At 40.2% G+C, this 21,414-nt stretch carries 19 protein-coding genes; 11 read left to right on the top strand and 8 right to left on the bottom strand.

Annotated elements, in window-relative coordinates:
* Positions 1-54: 54 nt before the first annotated feature.
* Positions 55-1,314, top strand: a complete 1,260-nt coding sequence (gene rhlB, locus HMPREF3279_RS09330) for an ATP-dependent RNA helicase RhlB (protein ID WP_049384600.1) — start codon at positions 55-57, stop codon at positions 1,312-1,314.
* Positions 1,315-1,355: 41 nt separating this feature from the next.
* Here the strand turns inward: rhlB and mreD are convergent, their stop codons facing one another.
* The 4 genes from mreD to HMPREF3279_RS09310 all read right to left on the bottom strand — a co-directional run bounded on the left by mreD (position 1,356) and on the right by HMPREF3279_RS09310 (position 6,012).
* Entirely contained in the window at positions 1,356-1,844 is a 489-nt protein-coding gene (mreD, locus tag HMPREF3279_RS09325; RefSeq protein ID WP_049372835.1) for a rod shape-determining protein MreD, read from the bottom strand.
* Positions 1,844-2,908: a rod shape-determining protein MreC gene (mreC, locus tag HMPREF3279_RS09320; protein ID WP_049372834.1), complete on the bottom strand. Its 1,065-nt coding sequence runs from the start codon at positions 2,906-2,908 to the stop codon at positions 1,844-1,846. The genes mreD and mreC overlap by 1 nt, the downstream gene beginning before the upstream one ends.
* An 86-nt stretch (positions 2,909-2,994) precedes the next feature.
* The gene (locus HMPREF3279_RS09315) at positions 2,995-4,050 is read right to left on the bottom strand and encodes a rod shape-determining protein (RefSeq protein WP_014064069.1); all 1,056 of its coding nucleotides are present in this window, start codon (positions 4,048-4,050) and stop codon (positions 2,995-2,997) included.
* Between the two features lie 171 nt (positions 4,051-4,221).
* Positions 4,222-6,012: an ABC transporter ATP-binding protein/permease gene (locus HMPREF3279_RS09310; RefSeq protein ID WP_049372833.1), complete on the bottom strand. Its 1,791-nt coding sequence runs from the start codon at positions 6,010-6,012 to the stop codon at positions 4,222-4,224.
* A 165-nt stretch (positions 6,013-6,177) separates the two neighbouring features.
* Between HMPREF3279_RS09310 and HMPREF3279_RS09305 the strand changes: the two genes are divergently transcribed.
* The 10 genes from HMPREF3279_RS09305 to lipA all read left to right on the top strand — a co-directional run bounded on the left by HMPREF3279_RS09305 (position 6,178) and on the right by lipA (position 16,080).
* Complete coding sequence (locus HMPREF3279_RS09305; protein WP_070868975.1) at positions 6,178-7,830, top strand: putative transporter; 1,653 nt, start codon at positions 6,178-6,180, stop codon at positions 7,828-7,830.
* A 152-nt stretch (positions 7,831-7,982) separates the two neighbouring features.
* Complete coding sequence (gene rsfS, locus HMPREF3279_RS09300) at positions 7,983-8,291, top strand: ribosome silencing factor (RefSeq protein ID WP_005695495.1); 309 nt, start codon at positions 7,983-7,985, stop codon at positions 8,289-8,291.
* A gap of 39 nt (positions 8,292-8,330) precedes the next feature.
* Positions 8,331-8,798 carry a 23S rRNA (pseudouridine(1915)-N(3))-methyltransferase RlmH gene (gene rlmH, locus HMPREF3279_RS09295; RefSeq protein WP_070868974.1) on the top strand — a complete coding sequence of 156 codons (468 nt, stop codon included), beginning with the start codon at positions 8,331-8,333 and terminating at the stop codon, positions 8,796-8,798.
* Positions 8,799-8,813: 15 nt separating this feature from the next.
* Positions 8,814-10,790, top strand: coding sequence for a penicillin-binding protein 2 (gene mrdA / locus HMPREF3279_RS09290; protein WP_070868973.1), 1,977 nt, complete (start codon positions 8,814-8,816; stop codon positions 10,788-10,790).
* Positions 10,790-11,905, top strand: coding sequence for a rod shape-determining protein RodA (rodA, locus tag HMPREF3279_RS09285; RefSeq protein ID WP_049364923.1), 1,116 nt, complete (start codon positions 10,790-10,792; stop codon positions 11,903-11,905). The genes mrdA and rodA overlap by 1 nt, the downstream gene beginning before the upstream one ends.
* 53 nt (positions 11,906-11,958) lie before the next feature.
* Complete coding sequence (locus tag HMPREF3279_RS09280; RefSeq protein ID WP_005699977.1) at positions 11,959-12,819, top strand: septal ring lytic transglycosylase RlpA family protein; 861 nt, start codon at positions 11,959-11,961, stop codon at positions 12,817-12,819.
* Between the two features lie 18 nt (positions 12,820-12,837).
* On the top strand, positions 12,838-14,025 hold the full coding sequence (locus HMPREF3279_RS09275; RefSeq protein ID WP_049369508.1) for a D-alanyl-D-alanine carboxypeptidase family protein: 1,188 nt from the start codon (positions 12,838-12,840) through the stop codon (positions 14,023-14,025).
* A 108-nt stretch (positions 14,026-14,133) separates the two neighbouring features.
* Positions 14,134-14,412: a DUF493 family protein YbeD gene (gene ybeD, locus HMPREF3279_RS09270; RefSeq protein WP_070868972.1), complete on the top strand. Its 279-nt coding sequence runs from the start codon at positions 14,134-14,136 to the stop codon at positions 14,410-14,412.
* A 1-nt stretch (position 14,413) separates the two neighbouring features.
* The gene (gene lipB, locus HMPREF3279_RS09265) at positions 14,414-15,055 is read left to right on the top strand and encodes a lipoyl(octanoyl) transferase LipB (RefSeq protein WP_070868971.1); all 642 of its coding nucleotides are present in this window, start codon (positions 14,414-14,416) and stop codon (positions 15,053-15,055) included.
* 62 nt (positions 15,056-15,117) lie between these two features.
* Positions 15,118-16,080 (top strand): lipoyl synthase, encoded by a 963-nt coding sequence (gene lipA / locus HMPREF3279_RS09260; RefSeq protein WP_005695484.1) that lies wholly within the window; start codon positions 15,118-15,120, stop codon positions 16,078-16,080.
* 69 nt (positions 16,081-16,149) lie between these two features.
* Here the strand turns inward: lipA and HMPREF3279_RS09255 are convergent, their stop codons facing one another.
* From HMPREF3279_RS09255 to galE, 4 genes are all read right to left on the bottom strand, one after another.
* A complete protein-coding gene (locus HMPREF3279_RS09255; RefSeq protein ID WP_070868970.1) occupies positions 16,150-18,174 on the bottom strand; it encodes a hypothetical protein in 2,025 nt (674 codons plus the stop codon).
* 97 nt (positions 18,175-18,271) lie between these two features.
* Positions 18,272-18,916: an adenylate kinase gene (gene adk, locus HMPREF3279_RS09250; RefSeq protein ID WP_005695482.1), complete on the bottom strand. Its 645-nt coding sequence runs from the start codon at positions 18,914-18,916 to the stop codon at positions 18,272-18,274.
* 98 nt (positions 18,917-19,014) lie between these two features.
* Positions 19,015-20,289 (bottom strand): MFS transporter, encoded by a 1,275-nt coding sequence (locus HMPREF3279_RS09245; protein ID WP_070868969.1) that lies wholly within the window; start codon positions 20,287-20,289, stop codon positions 19,015-19,017.
* Between the two features lie 80 nt (positions 20,290-20,369).
* Entirely contained in the window at positions 20,370-21,386 is a 1,017-nt protein-coding gene (gene galE / locus HMPREF3279_RS09240; protein WP_070776096.1) for a UDP-glucose 4-epimerase GalE, read from the bottom strand.
* Between the last annotated feature and the right edge of the window lie 28 nt (positions 21,387-21,414).

Here is a 21,414-nt window from a genome sequence, read left to right as displayed (position 1 = left end):
TCCGACTTCGTGGTATCCTTAGCCCCATTTATTTCTGAGAACCTGTTATTTATTATGCAAGAAAATTATTTAAGTCAGCAGCGGTTTGCTGATCTTCCATTACATCCTATCGTACAAAAAGCCCTACAAGACAAGGGATTTGAATATTGCACCCCTATTCAAGCGTTATCGTTACCTATTACCTTACAAGGAAAAGATGTTGCTGGCCAAGCGCAAACCGGCACTGGTAAAACAATGGCATTTTTAACGGCAACATTTCATCATTTATTAACGCATCAACCTGATTTTGCTACCAATCAACCTCGCGCATTAATTCTTGCTCCAACCCGTGAACTGGCTGTACAAATTAATCATGATGCAGAATTATTAGCAAAAACAAGTGGATTACGAACCGCACTGGCTTATGGTGGTGATGGCTATGATAAACAACTTAAAGCGATTGAAGCCGGTGTGGATATTTTAATTGGTACCACTGGTCGTGTAATTGACTACGTGAAACAAGGGATTATCCGTTTAGATGATATCCAAGTCGTAGTATTGGACGAAGCGGATCGTATGTTTGATTTAGGTTTCATTCGTGATATTCGTTATTTATTACGTAAATGTCCTTCTCCGCAAGAACGACTCACCATGCTCTTTTCTGCAACGCTCTCTTACAAAGTACGAGAACTTGCCTTTGAAGATATGAATTCCCCAGAATACATTGAAATTGAACCAGAACAAAAAACGGGGCATCGAATTAAAGAGGAACTGTTCTATCCGTCAAATGAAGACAAAATTCCTCTCTTGCTCACGTTAATGGAAGAGGAATGGCCAGAGCGTTGCATTGTTTTTGCGAATACTAAACATAAATGTGAAGAAATTTGGGGCTATTTAGCCGCAGATGGTCATCGAGTGGGATTGCTCACGGGTGATGTAGCACAGAAAAAACGTCTTTCATTGCTCAAACAATTTACCGATGGGGAACTCGATATTCTCGTCGCAACCGATGTTGCCGCACGTGGGTTACATATTCCAGATGTGACACACGTCTTTAACTTTGATTTACCTGATGATCGAGAAGATTACGTTCACCGTATTGGCCGTACTGGTCGAGCGGGTGAAAGTGGTGTATCTATCAGCTTTGCTTGTGAAGAATATGCGATGAATTTACCGGCAATTGAAGAATACATTGGGCATTCTATTCCCGTCAGTCAATATGACCCGAATTCATTGATTACTGATATTCCAAAACCTTATCGTTTAAAACGCAATCCTACGCCTCAAACGAGAAATACTACGACAAGAAAAACAAACTATCGTCGTAAAAACTAAAAAGAAAAGCTGATGAATATCTTCATCAGCTTTTTTTATGATTAATGCAATCCGACTCGTCGGCGTGCAGTGCGCATCAATAAGAATACCCACGGCCATAACACGCCTGATGCGATGGCGCCAAAGATTTCCTGCCAGTTAAAAAATGCCCCATGTAAAGAGAATTCAACCAAGAAAATAGCCACTCGAATGGCAAAAACGAAAAGAAGGACCAATAAACTTTGAAACCAAAGGGAAAGATTGCGCAACATTAAGTAATATTTGGAAACAAAATAGAAGGCGATAGAAAGCACTAATGCATGCACGCCTAGAATAGAGCCTAGCACAATATCCCATAAAACCCCGAGTAAAAACGCCCAACCAATGCTTACTCTATCAGGTAAAGCAAGGCTCCAGTAAAGCAAGACTAAAATCAACCAAGAAGGTTTAAAGGCTTGAAAGCCTGCTGGCCATGGTGCTAACTCCATCACTAATGCTACAACAAAGAAGCATAAAATGGTCGCCCATTGAAAAATAAAACGCCCTTGCATTAGTCTTCATCCCTATGTTCTTGTTGATCTGGAGAAACCGGTTCCTCTTGTTGAGGCATTGTGGTTGGAATTTCAGGATCCACGATTTCTTTTCCTGTATGCGGTTGAGTGCTATCCGCTTGGTCATCCGTAATTTTGGTTTTACTCACAGAATGTGTCGCTTCATGGGCTTGGCTTTCTAAACGTTGCTGTACTAAACGACGCACTTCTTCTGGTGACATGGATTTCACTTTCGACATATCAAGATTGCTCGGCCAGAGTAAAAGTAAATAACGTAAACGATCTAATTCAGCTAAAGGTTTCGCTTTCACTGTTGCAAAATAATTAGAACCATCGCGAGACACACTTTGTACAACTGCCACCGGATAGCCTTCTACAAAGCGACCGCCTAAACCGGAAGTTACCAATAAATCGCCTTTTTCAATATCCACGGAACGAGGTACATTATCTAAGGTAAGTTCATCGGAGTGTCCTGTACCACTTGCGATCACGCGCACATCATTACGTAAAACTTGCACTGGGATAGAATGGGTTACATCCGTTAAAAGCAAAACTCGACTGGTGTTCTCGCCGACAGATATAATCTGCCCAATCATTCCTTTTTCATCAATCACGGGCTGACCAACATAAGCCCCATCACGTTCCCCTTGATTAATCACCACTTGCTGACGATAAACATCAGTTTCAGCAGTAAGCACTTCAGCAATTTTTTTGTATTCATCGGTGCGTAAAGGCGAATTAAGCAGCAAACGAAGACGTTGGTTTTCTACTTTGAGTTGATCCAATAATAAAAGATCAGCATTTTTCTCACGCAATTGCTCACGCAATACTTTATTTTCAATAAGCAGTTTATTGGTATCAACCAAGTTGCTTGATACCCCATCTAGAACTGTTCTTGGCCCATTCGCAAGGTAATACAATCCTCCAACGGCAGTTTCCATCACACTACGCGCCTTTGTCATTGATGAGGTTTGTCCATCAACTAAAATGAGTGTCATCGAAGCAATCACCGCTAATGCAAGTCGGATACCTAATGGTGGTGCTTTACCAAAAATGGGTTTCATTCACTGTCCTAGGATTAAAAGGAAAAGTGCGGTCAAAAAATCAGACGAATTAAAAACGCCGATTTTTCTGACCGCACTTTTAGAGATTAAATTTCGTCGCTAAAAATATCGCCGCCGTGCATATCAATCATTTCGATTGCTTCACCGCCACCACGAGCTACGCAAGTTAATGGTTCTTCAGCGATGATTGCTGGTACGCCACATTCTTTTGATAACAATACATCAATGTTGCGTAATAAGGCACCACCACCCGTTAACACCATACCACGTTCAAAAATATCCGCTGCGTGTTCTGGTTGGCATTCTTCAAGCGCTGTGCGCACCGCTGCAACAATACCATTTAATGGTTGTTGAAGAGCTTCTTGTACATCACGAGAGGTTAATTTGAATGAGCGAGGCGCACCTTCAGCAAGGTTATGACCGTGCACTTCCATTTCTAAAATTTCATCACCTTCTTGAATATAAGCTGAACCAATTTCGTGCTTGATACGCTCTGCAGTTGGTTCACCAATCACAGAACCAAAAGTACGACGAACATAAGAAATGATGGCTTCATCAAAACGGTCACCACCGATACGTACCGAAGATGAATACACGATACCGTTTAAAGAAATCACTGCCACTTCAGTGGTACCACCACCGATATCAATCACCATTGAACCGATCGCTGTAGAAACCGGCAAGTTTGCACCGATTGCTGCCGCCATTGGCTCTTCAATTAAATAGACTTCACGTGCACCTGCACCTAATGCTGATTCTTTAATTGCGCGACGTTCAACTTGAGTTGCACCAGCCGGTACACAAACGAGTACGCGCGGGCTTGGACGCATGAAGTTACCGCTATGTACTTGTTTAATAAAGTATTGCAACATTTTTTCAGTCACAGAGAAATCGGCAATTACACCATCTTTCATCGGACGAATTGCGACAATGCTTTTTGGTGTACGACCAAGCATTTGTTTTGCTTCTTTACCTACTGCCGCAATGCTTTTGTATGCGCCCATACGGTCTTGACGAATTGCCACTACTGAAGGCTCATCAAGTACGATACCTTGGCCTTTCACATAAATTAATGTATTTGCTGTACCTAGATCGATAGAAAGATCGTTTGAAAATAAACCACGAATTTTTTTGAATAACATAAGAATTCCGTCATTAGTTTGGTGAAAAATCACTCATTTCTGAGCATAGAAAAAAATTGTGCTAAATGTACCAAAAAATCGAGCTTGATAACAGGATTTTTTGCCTTGATCCTCTACACTTACCTCGCTATTTTTTCTAACAAGGTAAGTGCGGTCAATTTTAGTGGTATTTTATACCTGATTTTGGTCAGTGAATTGCCACTTACCGTTACCTAAAATCATCAATTGCTGCTGATGGAAAGCTTGCAAGGTTGAACGATGCCCCACACTGATAACTGTTGTATTAGGTAAGCGTTCTTTTAACAGACGATACATCGAATCTTCTAAACCTTCATCCATACTCGCCGTGGCTTCGTCCAGAAAGGCGACTTTCGGTTTGTGTAACAGCAAACGAGCAAAAGCCAAACGTTGTTGCTCACCTAGCGAAAGAATTCGTGTCCAATCTTGCTCTAGATCTAAACGATCTTGTAAATGCCCTAAAGACACTTGTTTTAACACCTCAATCATCTCATCACGATTAAAGTCCTTTTCTTCATTCGGATAAGCCAGTGCCGTTAACAAACTACCTTGCGGTAAATAAGGCTTTTGCGATAAGAAAAGTTGGTGAGCTGGACAATATACATCTCCTTCGGAATACGCCCAAAGCCCTGCTACAGTTCTCAACAACGTGGTTTTACCCACGCCTGAATTACCTTGAATTAATAGGGTTGAACCTTGTGGCAACGTCAAATTTAAATTCTCAATTAAGGTTTTTCCAAATGGATTACTGATGCTCAAATCCTTAAAGATCACGTCAGTTTCATGTTCGTGTAAATGGGAAGTAGATTGACGATTTGCCATATCAATCGCATAACTAAAGCCCGTTAAACGATCTAATGTGGCTTTGTATCCGGCAAAACCATCGTAAGAATTACGGAAGAACGAAAGATTTGAATGCAACTTACCAAATACTTGTAGCGTTTGCATCAGATCGCCGAGTTTAATTTGTTTCTCAAAATAACGCCCCACTTGAATTAACAAAGGGAACACAACAGAAACTTGGCTTACTACTAGGTTAAAACCAGAGAATTTTAAGGTTCGATAAACAATATCCCACATGTTATTGATCACCGCACCGAATTGTTTATAAAGTTGGCTGCTCTCAACTTTCTCACCCGCATAAAATGCCACACTTTCCGCATATTCTTTGATACGAATTAAAGAATAACGATAGTTAGCGTTTAAGCGTTCGTTGACGAAATTCAGCATAATTAACGGACGCCCTAAACGGAATGCAATCGCGGTAGTGATAATCACATAAGCAAATACCAAGAACACCATCATGCGTGGAATTTCAGTACCAAATACCATCATTGGTCCCGCTAATCCCCACAATAAGATCGTATAAGAAATCATGGAGGTGACGGCATCTATCACCCCAGTACTTAAAGAGAGCGTGGTTCGCACATAGGATTGCACATCTTGTTGAATACGTTGATCGGGGTTATCTAAGTTAGCGGAAACATACTGCGTTTTGTAGTACGCGCGATTATTCATCCATTTATCGACTAGCTGACCATTCAACCATTCGATCCAATCAATAGAAAAACGTTGCTCTAAATAATAACTTAGCAATGCAGCAATCACTGAGCTTGTCGCAATCACACAAAACAGCACCATTTGATCCCAAAACACAGGTTCATTAAATTCCTGCAAGGATGTGTACATATTGTTATACCACTCAGAATGGACCAAGCTAATACGCACACTGACTAATGTCATCGCTACAATTAATAAGAAAAATAGCAAAGGTTTAATACTTCGACGTGGTGAAAGATACCCACCCGCAAATTGCCAAAATTGTTTACCCCAGTGGGTAAAACGGACTAATAAGAAAATACCAAAGCTAAACACGACAGCCGTCATCGCTAGTGTTTTTACTATCCATAAAAGCGAATTAATGGCCTCTTGAGCGTAATCCATAATCAACCTATAAAATCAAAAAAGTGCGGTCATTTTAGGCGGTGTTTATTTTTAAGCAAGAAAAAATGTGATGGAGATAACATTTTTTGACTTTGTCACAAGCGGGTAAGAAATCTAATTGATATAATCCAAAATAGTTAAATTTTTAATAAATTAGAGGTCGGTATGAGTGAAACTGCGATTACCATTAGTTTGCTTGCCCTCGTCGCCGTGATTGGCCTATGGATCGGGCATTTTAAAATTAAAGGTGTAGGCCTGGGTATTGGGGGCGTGCTATTTGGTGGGATTTTAGTTGCCCATTTTACCACCCAATATGGCATTAAATTAGATAGCCATACATTACATTTCGTGCAAGAGTTCGGCTTAATTCTGTTTGTTTATACGATTGGTATTCAAGTGGGCCCGGGCTTTTTTGCTTCCTTACGAAAATCAGGCTTAACCTTAAATGGGTTAGGCATTTTAATCGTTGCGCTTGGTGCAGTAGTGACAATTCTCATTTATAAGCTTGCGGATATTCCTCTTGATGTCGCGCTTGGTATTTACTCCGGTGCGGTCACCAATACCCCATCTCTCGGTGCGGGTCAGCAAATTCTTTCTGAATTAGGCATGTCGCAAACGACATCTAACATGGGGATGGCCTATGCAATGGCTTATCCTTTTGGAATTTGTGGCATTTTACTTTCTATGTGGCTTATTCGTCTTTTCTTTAAAATTAAAGTAGATGAGGAAGCAGCAAATTTTGAAAAAGAAAGTGGTCATGACAAAGAAGCACTCAAAAGCATGTCTCTGAAAGTCACCAATACTAATCTCAATGGTATCCATTTGATTGAAATTCCAGGTTTTGATGATGAATATGTCGTCTGCTCTCGCTTGAAACGGGGCGAGCTTGTTATTGTGCCAAAAGCGGATACCGATGTTCAACTTGGGGATATTTTACATTTGGTCGGCAATCCTGAAGGCTTGAAAAAAATGCACCTTATCATTGGGGAAGAAGTTGATATCCCGGTAGCAAGCTTGAGTGGCGAAATTCGTTCTGAGCGCGTGGTCGTCACCAATGAAAAAGTACTCGGAAAACAAATTCGTCATCTTGGTATTCATCAAAAATATGGTGTAGTCATTTCGCGTTTAAACCGTGCAGGTGTGGAATTGGTGCCAACTGCCCATACTACCCTTCAATTCGGTGACGTATTACACATGGTTGGAAAAACTGACATTCTCAACCAAGCCATTTCAGTTATTGGTAACGCTAAACAAAAACTGCTACAAGTGCAAATGTTGCCAGTGTTTATTGGGATTGGCTTGGGGGTATTACTCGGTTCCATTCCTTTCTATATTCCAGGTTTCCCTGTGGCATTAAAATTAGGGCTAGCAGGTGGACCATTAGTTGTAGCGTTAATCCTAGCTCGAATTGGTTCTATCGGAAAACTCTACTGGTTTATGCCACCGAGTGCTAACTTGGCATTGCGCGAAATTGGTATTGTGCTCTTCCTTGCTGTAGTCGGGTTAAAATCCGGCGGTAGCTTTGTGGACACACTCACCAATGGTTCAGGTCTCGAATGGATGGGATACGGTATTTTCATCACCCTTGTACCATTAATGATTGTAGGTATCATTGCACGTTTATATGTAAAATTAAATTATCTTTCTCTTTGTGGCCTGTTAGCAGGTTCGATGACGGATCCACCAGCGCTTGCTTTCGCCAATGAACTGAAAGAAGGAAGCGGTGCCGCTGCACTCTCCTATGCGACAGTCTATCCGCTCACCATGTTCTTGCGGATTATTTCACCGCAATTGTTAGCAATTCTTTTATGGGTTTAATACCCTTTCAAACTTGGGGCAGAATAACTGCCCCAATATTCATGCTAAGCACTATGACCGCCATAAAACAATTCAAATAAAATCAGCCCCAAGCCTACCCCTTTCCCTCATTCAATGATAGAATTCATCGCTTTATTTAAATAGGAAAAGAAATGTCATTAGTTGAATTTGTAATTGATAAACTCGATGATTTAAAAGGCACCGAAATTGTGCATTTTGATGTAAAAGGCAAATCATCGATTACTGAAAATATGATTATTTGTACCGGTACATCTAGCCGTCAAGTCTCTGCGATGGCAGATAACCTTATCGCAGAATGTAAAAAAGCCGGTTATGAAACCTTTGGTGAAGAAGGTCGCAATACAGCAGATTGGATCGTGGTTGATCTCGGTCAAACCATCGTTCACATTATGCAGCGCGATGCACGTGAAATGTATCAATTAGAAAAACTTTGGGCATAAAGTGCAGTCAATTTTGACGGTGTTTTGAAAGGGAAAAGGATGAAAATTACATTAATTGCAGTGGGAACGAAAATGCCGGCTTGGGTTACCACCGGATTTGAAGAATACCAACGTCGTTTTCCTAAAGACATGCCTTTTGAACTCATTGAAATCCCAGCGGGCAAGCGTGGAAAAAATGCGGATATTAAACGCATCTTAGAGCAAGAAGGCAAAACGATGCTCGCAGCTTGCGGAAAAGGCAAAATAGTCACATTAGATATCCCAGGCAAACCTTGGACGACACCACAACTTGCTGAGCAATTAGAGGGTTGGAAAAATGATGGTCGTGATGTGTGCTTACTCATTGGCGGGCCTGAAGGTTTATCCCCTGAATGCAAAGCGGCAGCAGAACAAAGTTGGTCACTGTCACCACTCACACTGCCCCATCCATTAGTGCGAGTTGTCGTGGCAGAAAGTTTATACCGTGCGTGGTCACTGACGACAAACCACCCTTATCACAGAGAATAACGTATTACATTACCGATGAATTTAAAAAAATTCTTTTCTGCACCAACCAATGAACCGATCCGCGATAAAAAAGCGGAGCGGAACTTGTTTGCACGTCGAACATTGGTGGCATTCATCGGTATTTTAGCTCTAAGTGGCGTGCTATTTGCTAATATTTACCATCTCCAAGTGGTGAATTACGACATGTACCAAACTCGCTCAAATGGTAACCGTATTAAATTACTTCCGCTTCCTCCTACTCGCGGATTAATTTACGACCGTTACGGCGAGTTACTGGCAGAAAACCTCACTTTTTTCGGTTTATATATCGTGCCGGAAAAAACGGAAAATTTAGACCGCACTTTTGAAGAATTGCGCTATGTTGTAGGACTCACTGATGAAGACATTGAGCATTTCAAAAAAGAGCGTCGTCGTGGTACACGCTATACGCCGATTTTACTCAAGCCTAGCCTAACGGAAGAGCAAATTGCCCGTTTTGCAGTAAACCAGTATAAATATCCAAGCCTTGATGTACGTCCTTATTTCAAACGAAATTACCTGTATGGCGAAGCCATGACTCATATTTTGGGTTATGTTGGACGCATTAATGACCGAGATGTTGAGCGCCTAAAAAAAGAAGAGAAATTTGCTAACTATTCCGGTTCTACGGACATGGGGAAACTGGGTATTGAACGTTATTACGAAGAACAACTCCATGGTACAACCGGTTTCGAAGAGGTTGAAATTAATAACCGTGGTAAAGTTATTCGTAAACTACGTGAACAACCCGCCACCGCGGGTAAAAGTATTCATCTGACTATCGATTTTACTCTTCAACGCTATATTATGTCGCTCCTTTCAGGTCAAAAAGGCGCTGTTGTTGTGCTTGATCCGAAAGATAATAGCGTATTAGCGATGGTTTCAACACCAAGCTATGACAATAATTTATTCGTCGATGGCATTTCTTCTAGTGATTACAAACGTTTACTCGAAGATCCAACTCGACCACTTTACAGTCGTGCGACACAAGGTGTGTACCCGCCTGCCTCTACTGTAAAACCATTCGTTGCTGTTGCGGCATTAACTGAAGGGGTGATTACGCCTAATACCACAATTTTTGACCCAGGCTACTGGACATTGCCAAACTCAACAAAGCGTTTCCGAGATTGGAAAAAAACAGGGCATGGTTATACGGATTTAAACAAGGCCATTACTGAATCATCGGATACCTTCTTCTATCAAACCGCCTTTAATTTAGGTATTGATCGTTTCTCCATGTGGATGAAACGTTTTGGGTTTGGTATGCCTACAGGTATTGAAATTCAAGAAGAAGCCACGGCCAATATGCCGAGTAAAGAATGGAAACAAAAACGTTATAAAAAACCATGGGTACAAGGCGATACAATCTCAGTGGGTATTGGTCAAGGTTATTGGACAGCAACACCATTACAAGTGGCAAAAGCAACCTCTATTGTGGTCAATAACGGTAAAATTCATACGCCACATTTAATGAAATCAGTTGAAGGTGCCACCATTGAGCCGTATCAAGACCCGCTTTTATATGAAGATATTACCGATCCGAAACAAGCTTATTGGGATGCGGCTAAGCGCGGCATGTTCAATGTGGTGAATTCAGGTGCAGGGACTGGACGAAAAGCCTTTATCGGCACGAATTACCACGTAGCGGGGAAATCCGGTACCGCACAGGTATTCAGCTTAAAGGAAAACCAAAAATATAATGCAGCGGGATTGAAAAAAGAATTACATGACCATGCTTGGTTTACGGCTTATGCGCCTTATGAAGATCCGAAATTAGTTGTGACGATTATTTTAGAAAACGCGGGTGGTGGTTCAAGTAATGCGGCACCAATTGCACGGCAAATTATGGATTTCTACTTGAATAAACGCTTGCCACAAATTGAACGTCAAGAAAATGCTGAAAAAGAGAAGAAGACGAACCAAACTGATTTAGATGCGCCAGCACTAGAATCTCAACCAAGTGAGAATGAATAATGGAAGAAAAAGTGCCTTTATGCTTGCGATTATGGCAACGCTTACATATTGATTTTTTATTATTTATTGGATTAGCCGCTATTACGGCTTATGGCATGCTTGTACTTTATAGTGCATCAGGCGCCAGTGAAGTCATGTTCCAAAATCGTATTATTCAGGTCATATTAGGTTTTGCTGTGATGATGATTATGGCGCAACTTCCCCCTAAATTTTATCAGCGACTCGCCCCTTACTTATATTTGGTGGGTTTTATCATGCTGATCTTGGTTGACGCTATCGGAACAACCAGTAAAGGGGCGCAACGTTGGTTAGATCTTGGGTTTATTCGCTTTCAGCCTTCTGAAATTGTCAAACTCGCGGTACCATTAATGGTCGCGGTATATTTAGGTAACCGTCCACTACCACCGAAAATGAGCGAAACCTTTATTGCTATCGCCATGATTATTGTGCCAACTTTACTTGTGGCTATTCAACCGGACTTAGGTACATCAATTCTGGTTAGTGCATCGGGCTTATTCGTGGTATTCTTAGCAGGGATGAGTTGGTGGCTTATTCTTGCTGCTGTAGTTGGCTTAGCGGCATTTATTCCTATCATGTGGATGTATTTAATGCATGACTACCAACGCATGCGTGTATTAACCTTACTTGACCCCGAGAAAGATCCACTTGGGGCGGGTTACCATATTTTGCAATCCAAAATTGCCATCGGTTCAGGCGGTATATCTGGCAAAGGATGGATGCAAGGGACACAATCCCAATTAGAATTTTTGCCTGAACCACACACTGATTTTATTTTTGCCGTGATGAGTGAAGAACATGGAATGGTCGGTTTTCTTATTCTGATGGCAATTTATTTGTTTATTATTATCCGTGGCTTAATAATTGCGGTAAATGCAGAAACCTCTTTCGGGCGTATTCTTGCTGGTGCAACCACACTGATATTCTTCGTTTATGTCTTCGTGAATATTGGTATGGTGAGTGGCATTTTGCCTGTTGTAGGGGTGCCTTTACCACTCTTTAGCTACGGCGGTACCTCATATGTCGCCATCATGGCAAGCTTTGGTTTAGTGATGTCCATTCATACTCACAAACCTCGCTTTATGAAAGGGAACTAATTTCCCTTTTGGCTTTCTTATGAAGAGCACCGATAATCTTGAAAGTAATAAGTATGACATTAAAAAACATCTTAAAAACGACCGCACTTTTTACCTTGATAAGCAGCTCAAGTTTTTCTGCTTTTGCCGATACGCAAAAAATGTATGGTATTCAAGGGGATTCGCTGTCGATTACTACGACCGTTCAAGCGCCACAAAGCTATGAAGTGAATGGTAAAACATACACCACACAAGGTGATGAGGCAAAGTCCTATTCAAAAGAAGGGACAGCAAGTTATTACCACCATAAATTTAATGGTCGTAAAACAGCTAATGGTGAACGCTATGATTCGGCACTTTTCACTGCCGCACATAAAACCTTACCTTTGAATTCTTATGCGGTTGTTACAAACTTACATAACAATCGCAAGGTGATTGTGCGAATTAATGATCGTGGTCCGTTTAGTGAGAAACGTATCATTGACTTATCTCATTCTGCCGCAAAAGAATTAGGCCTTATTGCTCGTGGTACAGGGCAAGTAAGAATTGAAGCTTTACATGTGGATCACAAAGGTCAAATTTCAGGTGCGGGAGCAAAAACGCTTGCCAAGCATGCTAAAACGCAAGAAGCCAGTGAGCGTTTAGTCGTCAATAAAAATAGCGAAAAAAAAAATCAAAACTTAGACAGCACAAACGATGCAAAAACTGTTTTCAAGCTAAAACTACTCGCGCTGTCGTCAAAAAGCCAAGCAGAAAGCATCATCACAAAACTCGCGTTAGATGACATCAAAACGGAAATTAACCAAAATGGGCAAAACTATGAAATCCATTTTGGCCCATTAGCGGATCAAGCGGATATTAATCAATTAAAAACAAAATTACAAAAAACGATCAATGGGCAACCCGTAATCGTTTATACTTATAAAAACCAATAAGCTATTAAAGGAAATGCTATGTTAAAACAATCTGCAAAATTGAAAAAAATTGTACTCTTCTCGGGATTAATAGCAGCGTCAACATTTGCTGCCGCTGAAGATATTCAATACGGTATCGCTGTACCGGAAGTGAATGCGCAAACTTATGTTTTAATGGATTACAATTCTGGTGCGGTACTTGCATCACTTAACCCAGACCAACGCCAATACCCTGCCTCATTAACAAAAATGATGACTAGCTATGTGGTTGGTGCTGCATTAAAACAAGGTAAAATCCATAATGAAGATATGGTGACGATTAGCGAAAGCGCTTGGGGTAGAAATTTCCCAGATTCGTCAAAAATGTTCTTAAATTTAAATCAACAAGTATCAGTGGGTGATTTAAACAAAGGAATTATCATTGTTTCTGGTAATGATGCCTGTGTTGCTGTAGCTGAACATATTTCGGGTACCGTGGCTAACTTCGTTGATACCATGAATAAATACGTTCAACAATTTGGCTTAAAAAATACTAACTTCACCACGCCACATGGTTTAGACGATCCAAACCAATATTCAACTGCACGTGATATGGCGATTATTGGTGCACATATTATTCGTGATTTACCGGAAGAATATAAAATCTACGCAGAAAAAGACTTTACTTTCAACAAAATCAAACAACCTAACCGTAACGGCTTATTATGGGATAAAACTATTAACGTTGATGGTATGAAAACCGGTCACACAAGCCAAGCAGGTTATAACCTTGTCGCATCAGCAACAAGTCCAAACAATATGCGTTTAATTTCTGTTGTAATGGGTGTACCGACCTATAAAGGACGTGAAGTAGAAAGTAAAAAACTCTTACAATGGGGTTTTGCTAACTTTGAAACCTTAAAAACTCAAAAAGCAGGTGAAGAAATTTCAAAACAATCTGTTTACTACGGTGATAAAGGTGACGTTAAACTTGGTGTCTTAGAAGATGGCTTTATCACTGTGCCAAAAGGTAAACAGACTGACTTAAAAGCACGTTATGAATTAGATAACAAATACTTACAAGCACCTTTAGCAAAAGGTCAAGTGGTGGGTAAAATCGTTTATCAATTAGATGGCAAAGATGTCGCTACCGTAAATCTTCAAGCATTAGAAGATGTACAAGAAGGCGGCTTCTTAGGTAAAGGTTGGGACTGGTTAGTGTTAACAGTTAAAGGATTATTTGACTAAACACCTTGAAAATTAACCGCACTTCCCCATTTATATCACATCAATAAATTCGTAAGGTGTGTGAATTTAGCTGATTCACGCACCTTATTCTTAAATTAAGGAAACAACATGGCAACCGAAAACGATTATGAAAAACTAAAAGAAGTAATGGAATTCCCCGCGGCAATGACATTTAAAGTCGCAGGTGTTAACCGTGAAGGTTTAGCGCAAGACATTGTTGCAGTGATACAAAAATATTTACCGGGTGATTATATTCCAAAGGAAAAACCCAGCAGCAAAGGAACCTATAATTCTGTTTCAATTGATATCGTGGCACAAAACTTTGAGCAAGTAGAAACGCTTTACAAAGAGCTTGCTAAAGTTGAAGGCGTCAAAATGGTTCTCTAAGATGAACAATACTGATTTAATTGTCCGTCAATTAGGATTACAAGATTATCAGGAAATCTGGCATAAAATGCAGGAGTTCACGGATAATCGAAATGCAGAAACCACCGATGAAATTTGGCTAGTTGAGCATCATCCTGTTTTCACACAAGGCCAAGCTGGCAAACCAGAACACTTATTACAACGCAGTGATATTCCTGTTGTACAATCGGATCGTGGAGGCCAAATTACCTATCATGGTCCTGGTCAGCAGGTTATGTATGTGCTCATTGATATTAAACGTCATGAACATTTAAATGTTCGCCAATTAGTGACCGCACTTGAACAATCCGTTGTAAAAACCCTAGCAGACTATGGTATTGAAGGTTATCCCAAACCAGATGCACCTGGCGTGTATATTGATGGCAAAAAAATCTGTTCATTAGGTTTACGTATTCGAAAAGGCTGCTCTTTCCATGGGCTCGCGTTTAATATCAATATGGATCTCAATCCTTTCCATTACATTAATCCTTGCGGCTATGCAGGGCTTGAAATGTGTCAGCTTGCTGATTTTATCGGTAAAGAAGAGGCAACACTTGACAAGGTTTCCCCAAAATTAATTAAACACTTTGCCGAACTTTTGGGCTATAATGTTACAAATTTATAACATTCACTTTTATAACACATTTAAAAATGCCTGAATCAGGCATTTTTCTTTAGGAAAGAACAATGTCTACGCCTTTTAAAATGGAACGCGGTGTCAAATACCGTGATGCAGCCAAAACATCAATTATCCCTGTTAAAAATATCGATCCTAATCAAGAGTTATTGAAAAAGCCGGAATGGATGAAAATCAAATTGCCGTCTAGCTCATTAAAGATCGAGACTATCAAAAACGGGATGCGTCGTCATGGCCTACATTCTGTCTGCGAAGAAGCGTCTTGTCCAAATTTACACGAGTGCTTTAACCATGGCACAGCAACCTTTATGATTTTAGGGGCGATTTGTACTCGTCGTTGCCCTTTCTGTGATGTTGCACATGGTAAACCATTACCGCCTGATCCGGATGAACCACGTAAATTAGCTGAAACTATCCAAGACATGAAGTTGAAATATGTGGTGATTACCTCTGTAGACCGTGATGATTTACCTGATCGTGGTGCAGGTCATTTTGCTGAATGTGTAAAAGAAGTGCGTGCATTAAACCCTGGCATCAAAATTGAGATTTTGGTTCCTGATTTCCGTGGACGTATTACTCAAGCCTTAGAAAAATTAAAAGACAATCCACCGGATGTGTTCAACCACAACTTGGAAAATGTGCCACGTTTATATAAAGAAATTCGTCCGGGTGCTGATTATCAGTGGTCTTTGAAATTACTTCATGATTTCAAAGAAATGTTCCCAAACATCCCAACAAAATCAGGTTTAATGGTTGGATTAGGTGAAACTAATGAAGAAATTCTTCAAGTCATGGAAGACTTACGTGCAAACGGCGTAACCATGCTTACACTGGGTCAATATCTTCAACCTAGTCGCCATCACTTACCGGTTGCGCGCTATGTGCCACCAGCCGAATTTGATGAGTTCCGTGATAAAGCCAACGCAATGGGCTTTGAACACGCAGCCTGTGGCCCATTTGTTCGCTCTTCCTACCATGCTGATTTACAAGCAAGTGGTGGATTAGTGAAGTAATCAAAAACAGATAAAAAAATGACCGCACTTTGAATCTCAAGTGCGGTCATTTTTATATTATCCTTTCAACTAGTCAGTTGCTGCTGGCTTCTCTTCTTCACCCTCATCAGTCTCCATCATGCTTTCTTGACGAAGATCTTCAAGGGTGCGACCATTAATTAAGTAGCCATTTTCCGTTTTTTCCACTCTAGAAACGTAATTATCACCTTCTTCCACAAATTCTCGGTGAAGTTTTCCATCATGTTTCACAAAGCTACTTAAATATTGCCAAAAGTATGAATTTTCCTTAATGGCTAAGGCTTTTTCATTTTGATCATCAAACAACATTTTACTTAATGTTAGATTGAATGTGCCTTCAATATTATCTGGAATCATGTCTGATGAATCATCTTCGGGCACTTGGGGCACAATACCACTTACTTCCAATTTAACTGGATAAGCATTGGTCTCTGGATAAGTATTCAGATTTAAATTTAACGTTGCATTATCAACGATTAAATCAAGCTCTTTCCATGAGTTTTTGATGTATTTATCAAATGTGGCTGACGTTAAATGCGTGCTGCATAAGGCCCCATAAAACGGTGCTGAGCAAAATCTTGCTGATAAATGCGCTTTGCTGTGATTAATTTTAAATGGTGCATCAACCGCTAATTTTTCAAATTGGAACCCTGCACTTGGATAACTGGCTTTATTCGCAGACAATGTGATATGTTCATTATATTGATCATTGTCTAGTGTTTCCGTCTTATCACTGGCTGATACGTCATCAAGCACTAAATCGGCCATATTAAATGATTTTAAGGCTGCCTCAATATTGGTTTTACCACTAAATTCTTTCACCCATTTATCTTTGGCATTCAAGAAGTCTTTATTGTCTTTTGATGGTGCCTCTTTCTCAGCAAAAGCATCTAATAAAAACGGTACAAACGCTAATTCGTTTGCCACGTTGTAATCATCTAACTGAATATTAACTTTACCGCCTTTAGCTTCCCATTTACGCTCTTCATCGGCAGGGGTTTGCTTCACACTATCAACATTCAGTTTAAAATCTACATTAGCCTTGGTTAAATCCGTATTCGCCAACTTAAGTTCAAGACCGGCATTTTGTAAGTTAAAGTAAGGTTGATTATTTTTAGGCACATTGACAGAAAGTACGGATAACGAACCATCAAAACGATCGTTTTGTGTAAAAATTTTCGTTAACAAATTGACGCCGTCTTTAATGTCTAGTGAGCCATCACTTAATTTTTTAAATTCATGATGAAAATTGACCGCACTTGGCACGCCATTTTGTTTAATTAATAAATTCAAACCACCCGCTGTCGCTTGGCTTTCTTCTGTCGTACGGCTTTTATTGGCAATGCGTAAAATATCACTACTGAATTTCGTACTCAGATCACGCTTATCTGCCTCACCTGATTTCACGTCAAAGTGGTACGTCGCATTTTTCATATAAACATGGGTGTTTTCGCCATTTAACAACGCCACTTCGGCATTTTTCGCGGTTAAGTCAATACTTGATAGATCGTATTGATTTGCGCCGACAGGCACTAGGCGAGCTTCACCCTCAATTTGTTCCAGTTTAGTGTCTTTATCGTAATTAAAACCACTTAGAGTCGTTTTTAGCTCAACTTCTTTATTTTTTAAGAAATGAAGACCGATTGAAAGGTTTTGGGACTTATTCGCAAAATCACGGAATTCCGTCAAAATATCAGACTGTAAATAATCCCCTACCGGCGAAAATTTACTATTAATCGTATTTTTATCAATCGTGATATTTAATGTTTTATTTAATTGACGAACTAATTGATCAGATAACTGAGACTCCGCTGTAATGAAGAAAGGCAGTGCGGTGAGCTTAGTTGAAATCACATTTGTGCTTTTCGCATCGCTATCTTTTACACTAAAGATCAATTCACGAATAAAAAAGTTTTTCGCGGTTTGCGTCACATTTAAGCTTGCTTGGTTATCCAAAGAATAAGGGAAATTTTTTAACACCTGATCGATTTTATGATTGGTGTAAAATTGTGCGCCGATCCCAAGTGCCACTGCGATAGCCGAAATCGTCAATGCTATTGTTCTTTTCTTGCTCATAATGTCCCCAAATACGATCTCAATTTACGATCTCAAAATCATTTTGAAAAATTAACCGCACTTTTATCTTCAAAGTGCGGTCAGTTTCCAGTCTATTTTAGCCTAAGATTTTATCTAACTCTTGGCTTACAGCTTCCACTTTTTGAGTACCATCTAAACGGAAATATTGCGTATTACCTGCTTTCGCTTCAGCTTGGTAATAATCAATTAATGGGCTGGTTTGTTTGTGGTAAACTGCTAAACGATCTAACACAGTTTCTGGTTTATCATCCGCACGGATAATTAAATCTTCCCCCGTTACATCGTCTTTACCTTCCACTTTTGGTGGGTTGTAAACGATGTGATAAGAACGACCAGACGCTTGGTGTACGCGACGACCACTCATACGTTCAACGATCACTTCATCCGGTACATCAAACTCTAAAACGTAGTCAATTTTCACGCCAGAATCTTTTAATGCATCCGCTTGTGGAATCGTACGTGGGAAACCATCTAATAAGAAACCATTTGCACAATCTGGTTGAGAAATACGATCTTTTACTAATGCAACAGTTAATTCATCCGGTACTAATTTCCCTTCATCCATTAATGCTTTTGCTTGTTTGCCTAATTCTGTCCCCGCTTTAATCGCTGCACGGAACATATCCCCAGTTGAAATTTGTGGGATACCAAACTTGTTCATAATAAATTGTGCTTGTGTGCCTTTTCCTGCACCAGGAGCACCTAAAAGAATAATTTTCATACGAATCTCCAATAAATAATAGACCTGTTTAAAATACCGTTAAAGCCTTGTTTGGTCAAATGATTTTGCTGTTAATTTTGACCGCACTTTATTTTATTTTAAGCTTTTTCATTTCCTTTTTCATTCCATGGCGCCACCCAGAATAAACAAATCATTCCAGGGATAGCGAGGAATAAACAAATCCAGAAAAAATGATAGTAGCCTACTGCTTTAACCAAGTAACCCGATAACATACCAAGCCCTTTACTCGGTAAAGCAGAAAGGCTGGTAAATAAGGCTAACTGAGTGGCTGTATAAAGTGGATTCGTTTCGCGAGCCATAAAGGCGACAAAGGCAGCAGTGCCGAGACCGACACCGATATATTCACCCGCAATCACGAAACCTAATTTCCAAAGCTCTGCTGCACCGATATGGTCAAAATGCCCAAATGCAGCTAACCAAATAAATCCACCAATAGTAATCAATTGGATAAAACCAAATACCCATAATGCGCGGTTAATGCCTAGGCGTAGCATAATCACGCCCCCCACGAGACCGGCAGAGATACTTGCCCAAAGTGAAGTACTTTTTACCACCAACGCAATATGCTCTTTTTCAAAGCCCATGTCATAGACGAATTTCGTTTGTAACGTAGTGGCAAATGAATCGCCAAATTTATACAAGAATAAAAAGAGTAAAAAACCGATGGCTTGGGCGATACCTTTGCGTTGGAAGAATTCTTTTAACGGTATCCAAAACACCATATAGAAAGGTTGATCGCGATCGACCTGTGCAATCTGCGGTTCTTTCGCCAAAAAGAGCGTCATAAATATGCCCGCCAGCATACAAAGTGCGGTCAATAAAAAGACCGTTTCCCATGGATAAATCGTCGCTAAATAAAGCGAAAGCCCCCCAGGAATTAAGCCCGCAACGCGATAAGCATTAATGTGGATGGTGTTCCCCAATCCTAATTCATTATCCGTTAAAATCTCACGACGGTAAGCATCAAGCACAATATCTTGTGTCGCTGAGAAAAAGGCAATGAATGTGGCAATTTTAGCCACCGTACTTAACTCTGCCACGGGATCAAACTGACTAATCGCATAAAGGGAAATCAGCAAAATCACTTGAGAAATCAATAACCAACTACGACGACGACCTAAAAAATGCGGGAAATAGCGGTCTAATAATGGCGCCCATAAAAACTTCAAACCATATGGCACCATCACCCCTGTCAATGCGCCGATTAATTCAACGGAAAGCCCTTTATCTGTCAGCCATACAGGCAACATTTGCAATAACACGAAAAGTGGTAAACCCGAACTAAATCCAGTGAAAACACAGATCAGCATTTTGCGGGTAAATATTTGACTAGAAAGGGATTGTTCTGACATAAAGTGCGGTTATTTTTGAGCGTGTTTTATCTGATTAAAATATTAAGGGCGGAATGATGCTCCGCCCAACAAGAGTGAGATTAATCTCGATATCCTTTCGGATTATTTTTTTGCCAATTCCAGGTGTCTTTCATCATTTGCTCAAGACCACGTTCTGCTGTCCAATTTAACTCTTTTGCTGCAAGACTTGGATCGGAATAGCAGGTTGCAATATCGCCCGGACGACGCGCAACAAGACGATATGGAATTTTAATATTGTTCGCTTGTTCAAACGCTTTCACCATATCAAGCACAGAATAACCGGTACCTGTACCTAAGTTATAAATGTGTAAACCTGCGTCATTTTCATGGCGATTTAATGCTTTTAAGTGACCAATCGCTAAATCCACCACGTGAATATAATCACGTACACCTGTGCCATCATGAGTATCATAATCGCTACCAAATACGGAAAGTTGCGGTAATTTACCGATTGCAACTTGGCTGATGTAAGGCAATAGGTTATTTGGGATACCGTTTGGATCTTCACCAATCAAGCCGCTTGCGTGAGCGCCTACCGGATTGAAATAACGTAAGATCGTCATGCTAAATTGTGGTTCAGCTTTTGCAACATCGGCAAGAATTTGTTCCACCATGTATTTAGAGGTACCGTAAGGGTTGGTTGTACCGCCCACTTTGCAATCCTCTGTAATTGGAATGATTTCTGGATCACCATAAACTGTTGCAGATGAACTAAATACAAAGTTCCACACACCTGCTTTTTTCATTTCTTGAATGAGAACAATCGTACCTGCAACATTATTCATATAGTATTCAGCAGGTTTTTGTACACTTTCGCCTACGGCTTTTAAACCCGCAAAATGGATTACCGACTGAATGCTGTTTTCAGCAAAGATTTTTTGTAATAAAGCACGATCTAAAATATCGCCCTCATAAAATTTCACGTCTTTGCCTGTGATTTCTTTGACTCGTTCTAAAGATTTTGGGGAGGAATTACATAAATTATCCAATACCACCACTTCTTTATTTGCATTTAATAATTCTACTACAGTGTGTGAACCGATATAGCCTGCGCCACCCGTTACTAAAATAGCCATGAGTTACTCCTTAATCATTTTTGTTCGC

The sequence above is a fragment of the Haemophilus sp. HMSC71H05 genome, from assembly GCF_001838635.1.
In the GTDB taxonomy this organism is placed as follows: domain Bacteria; phylum Pseudomonadota; class Gammaproteobacteria; order Enterobacterales; family Pasteurellaceae; genus Haemophilus_D; species Haemophilus_D parainfluenzae_R.
This window is presented reverse-complemented; position numbering and strand designations above follow the sequence as displayed.

Bases quoted from the DNA above. Each gene is read 5' to 3' on its own strand.
- rhlB (WP_049384600.1), top strand. From the start codon at position 55: ATGCAAGAAAATTATTTAAGTCAGCAGCGGTTTGCTGATCTTCCATTA.
- mreD (WP_049372835.1), bottom strand. From the start codon at position 1,844: ATGCAAGGGCGTTTTATTTTTCAATGGGCGACCATTTTATGCTTCTTT.
- mreC (WP_049372834.1), bottom strand. From the start codon at position 2,908: ATGAAACCCATTTTTGGTAAAGCACCACCATTAGGTATCCGACTTGCA.
- HMPREF3279_RS09315 (WP_014064069.1), bottom strand. From the start codon at position 4,050: ATGTTATTCAAAAAAATTCGTGGTTTATTTTCAAACGATCTTTCTATC.
- HMPREF3279_RS09310 (WP_049372833.1), bottom strand. From the start codon at position 6,012: ATGGATTACGCTCAAGAGGCCATTAATTCGCTTTTATGGATAGTAAAA.
- HMPREF3279_RS09305 (WP_070868975.1), top strand. From the start codon at position 6,178: ATGAGTGAAACTGCGATTACCATTAGTTTGCTTGCCCTCGTCGCCGTG.
- rsfS (WP_005695495.1), top strand. From the start codon at position 7,983: ATGTCATTAGTTGAATTTGTAATTGATAAACTCGATGATTTAAAAGGC.
- rlmH (WP_070868974.1), top strand. From the start codon at position 8,331: ATGAAAATTACATTAATTGCAGTGGGAACGAAAATGCCGGCTTGGGTT.
- mrdA (WP_070868973.1), top strand. From the start codon at position 8,814: ATGAATTTAAAAAAATTCTTTTCTGCACCAACCAATGAACCGATCCGC.
- rodA (WP_049364923.1), top strand. From the start codon at position 10,790: ATGGAAGAAAAAGTGCCTTTATGCTTGCGATTATGGCAACGCTTACAT.
- HMPREF3279_RS09280 (WP_005699977.1), top strand. From the start codon at position 11,959: ATGACATTAAAAAACATCTTAAAAACGACCGCACTTTTTACCTTGATA.
- HMPREF3279_RS09275 (WP_049369508.1), top strand. From the start codon at position 12,838: ATGTTAAAACAATCTGCAAAATTGAAAAAAATTGTACTCTTCTCGGGA.
- ybeD (WP_070868972.1), top strand. From the start codon at position 14,134: ATGGCAACCGAAAACGATTATGAAAAACTAAAAGAAGTAATGGAATTC.
- lipB (WP_070868971.1), top strand. From the start codon at position 14,414: ATGAACAATACTGATTTAATTGTCCGTCAATTAGGATTACAAGATTAT.
- lipA (WP_005695484.1), top strand. From the start codon at position 15,118: ATGTCTACGCCTTTTAAAATGGAACGCGGTGTCAAATACCGTGATGCA.
- HMPREF3279_RS09255 (WP_070868970.1), bottom strand. From the start codon at position 18,174: ATGAGCAAGAAAAGAACAATAGCATTGACGATTTCGGCTATCGCAGTG.
- adk (WP_005695482.1), bottom strand. From the start codon at position 18,916: ATGAAAATTATTCTTTTAGGTGCTCCTGGTGCAGGAAAAGGCACACAA.
- HMPREF3279_RS09245 (WP_070868969.1), bottom strand. From the start codon at position 20,289: ATGTCAGAACAATCCCTTTCTAGTCAAATATTTACCCGCAAAATGCTG.
- galE (WP_070776096.1), bottom strand. From the start codon at position 21,386: ATGGCTATTTTAGTAACGGGTGGCGCAGGCTATATCGGTTCACACACT.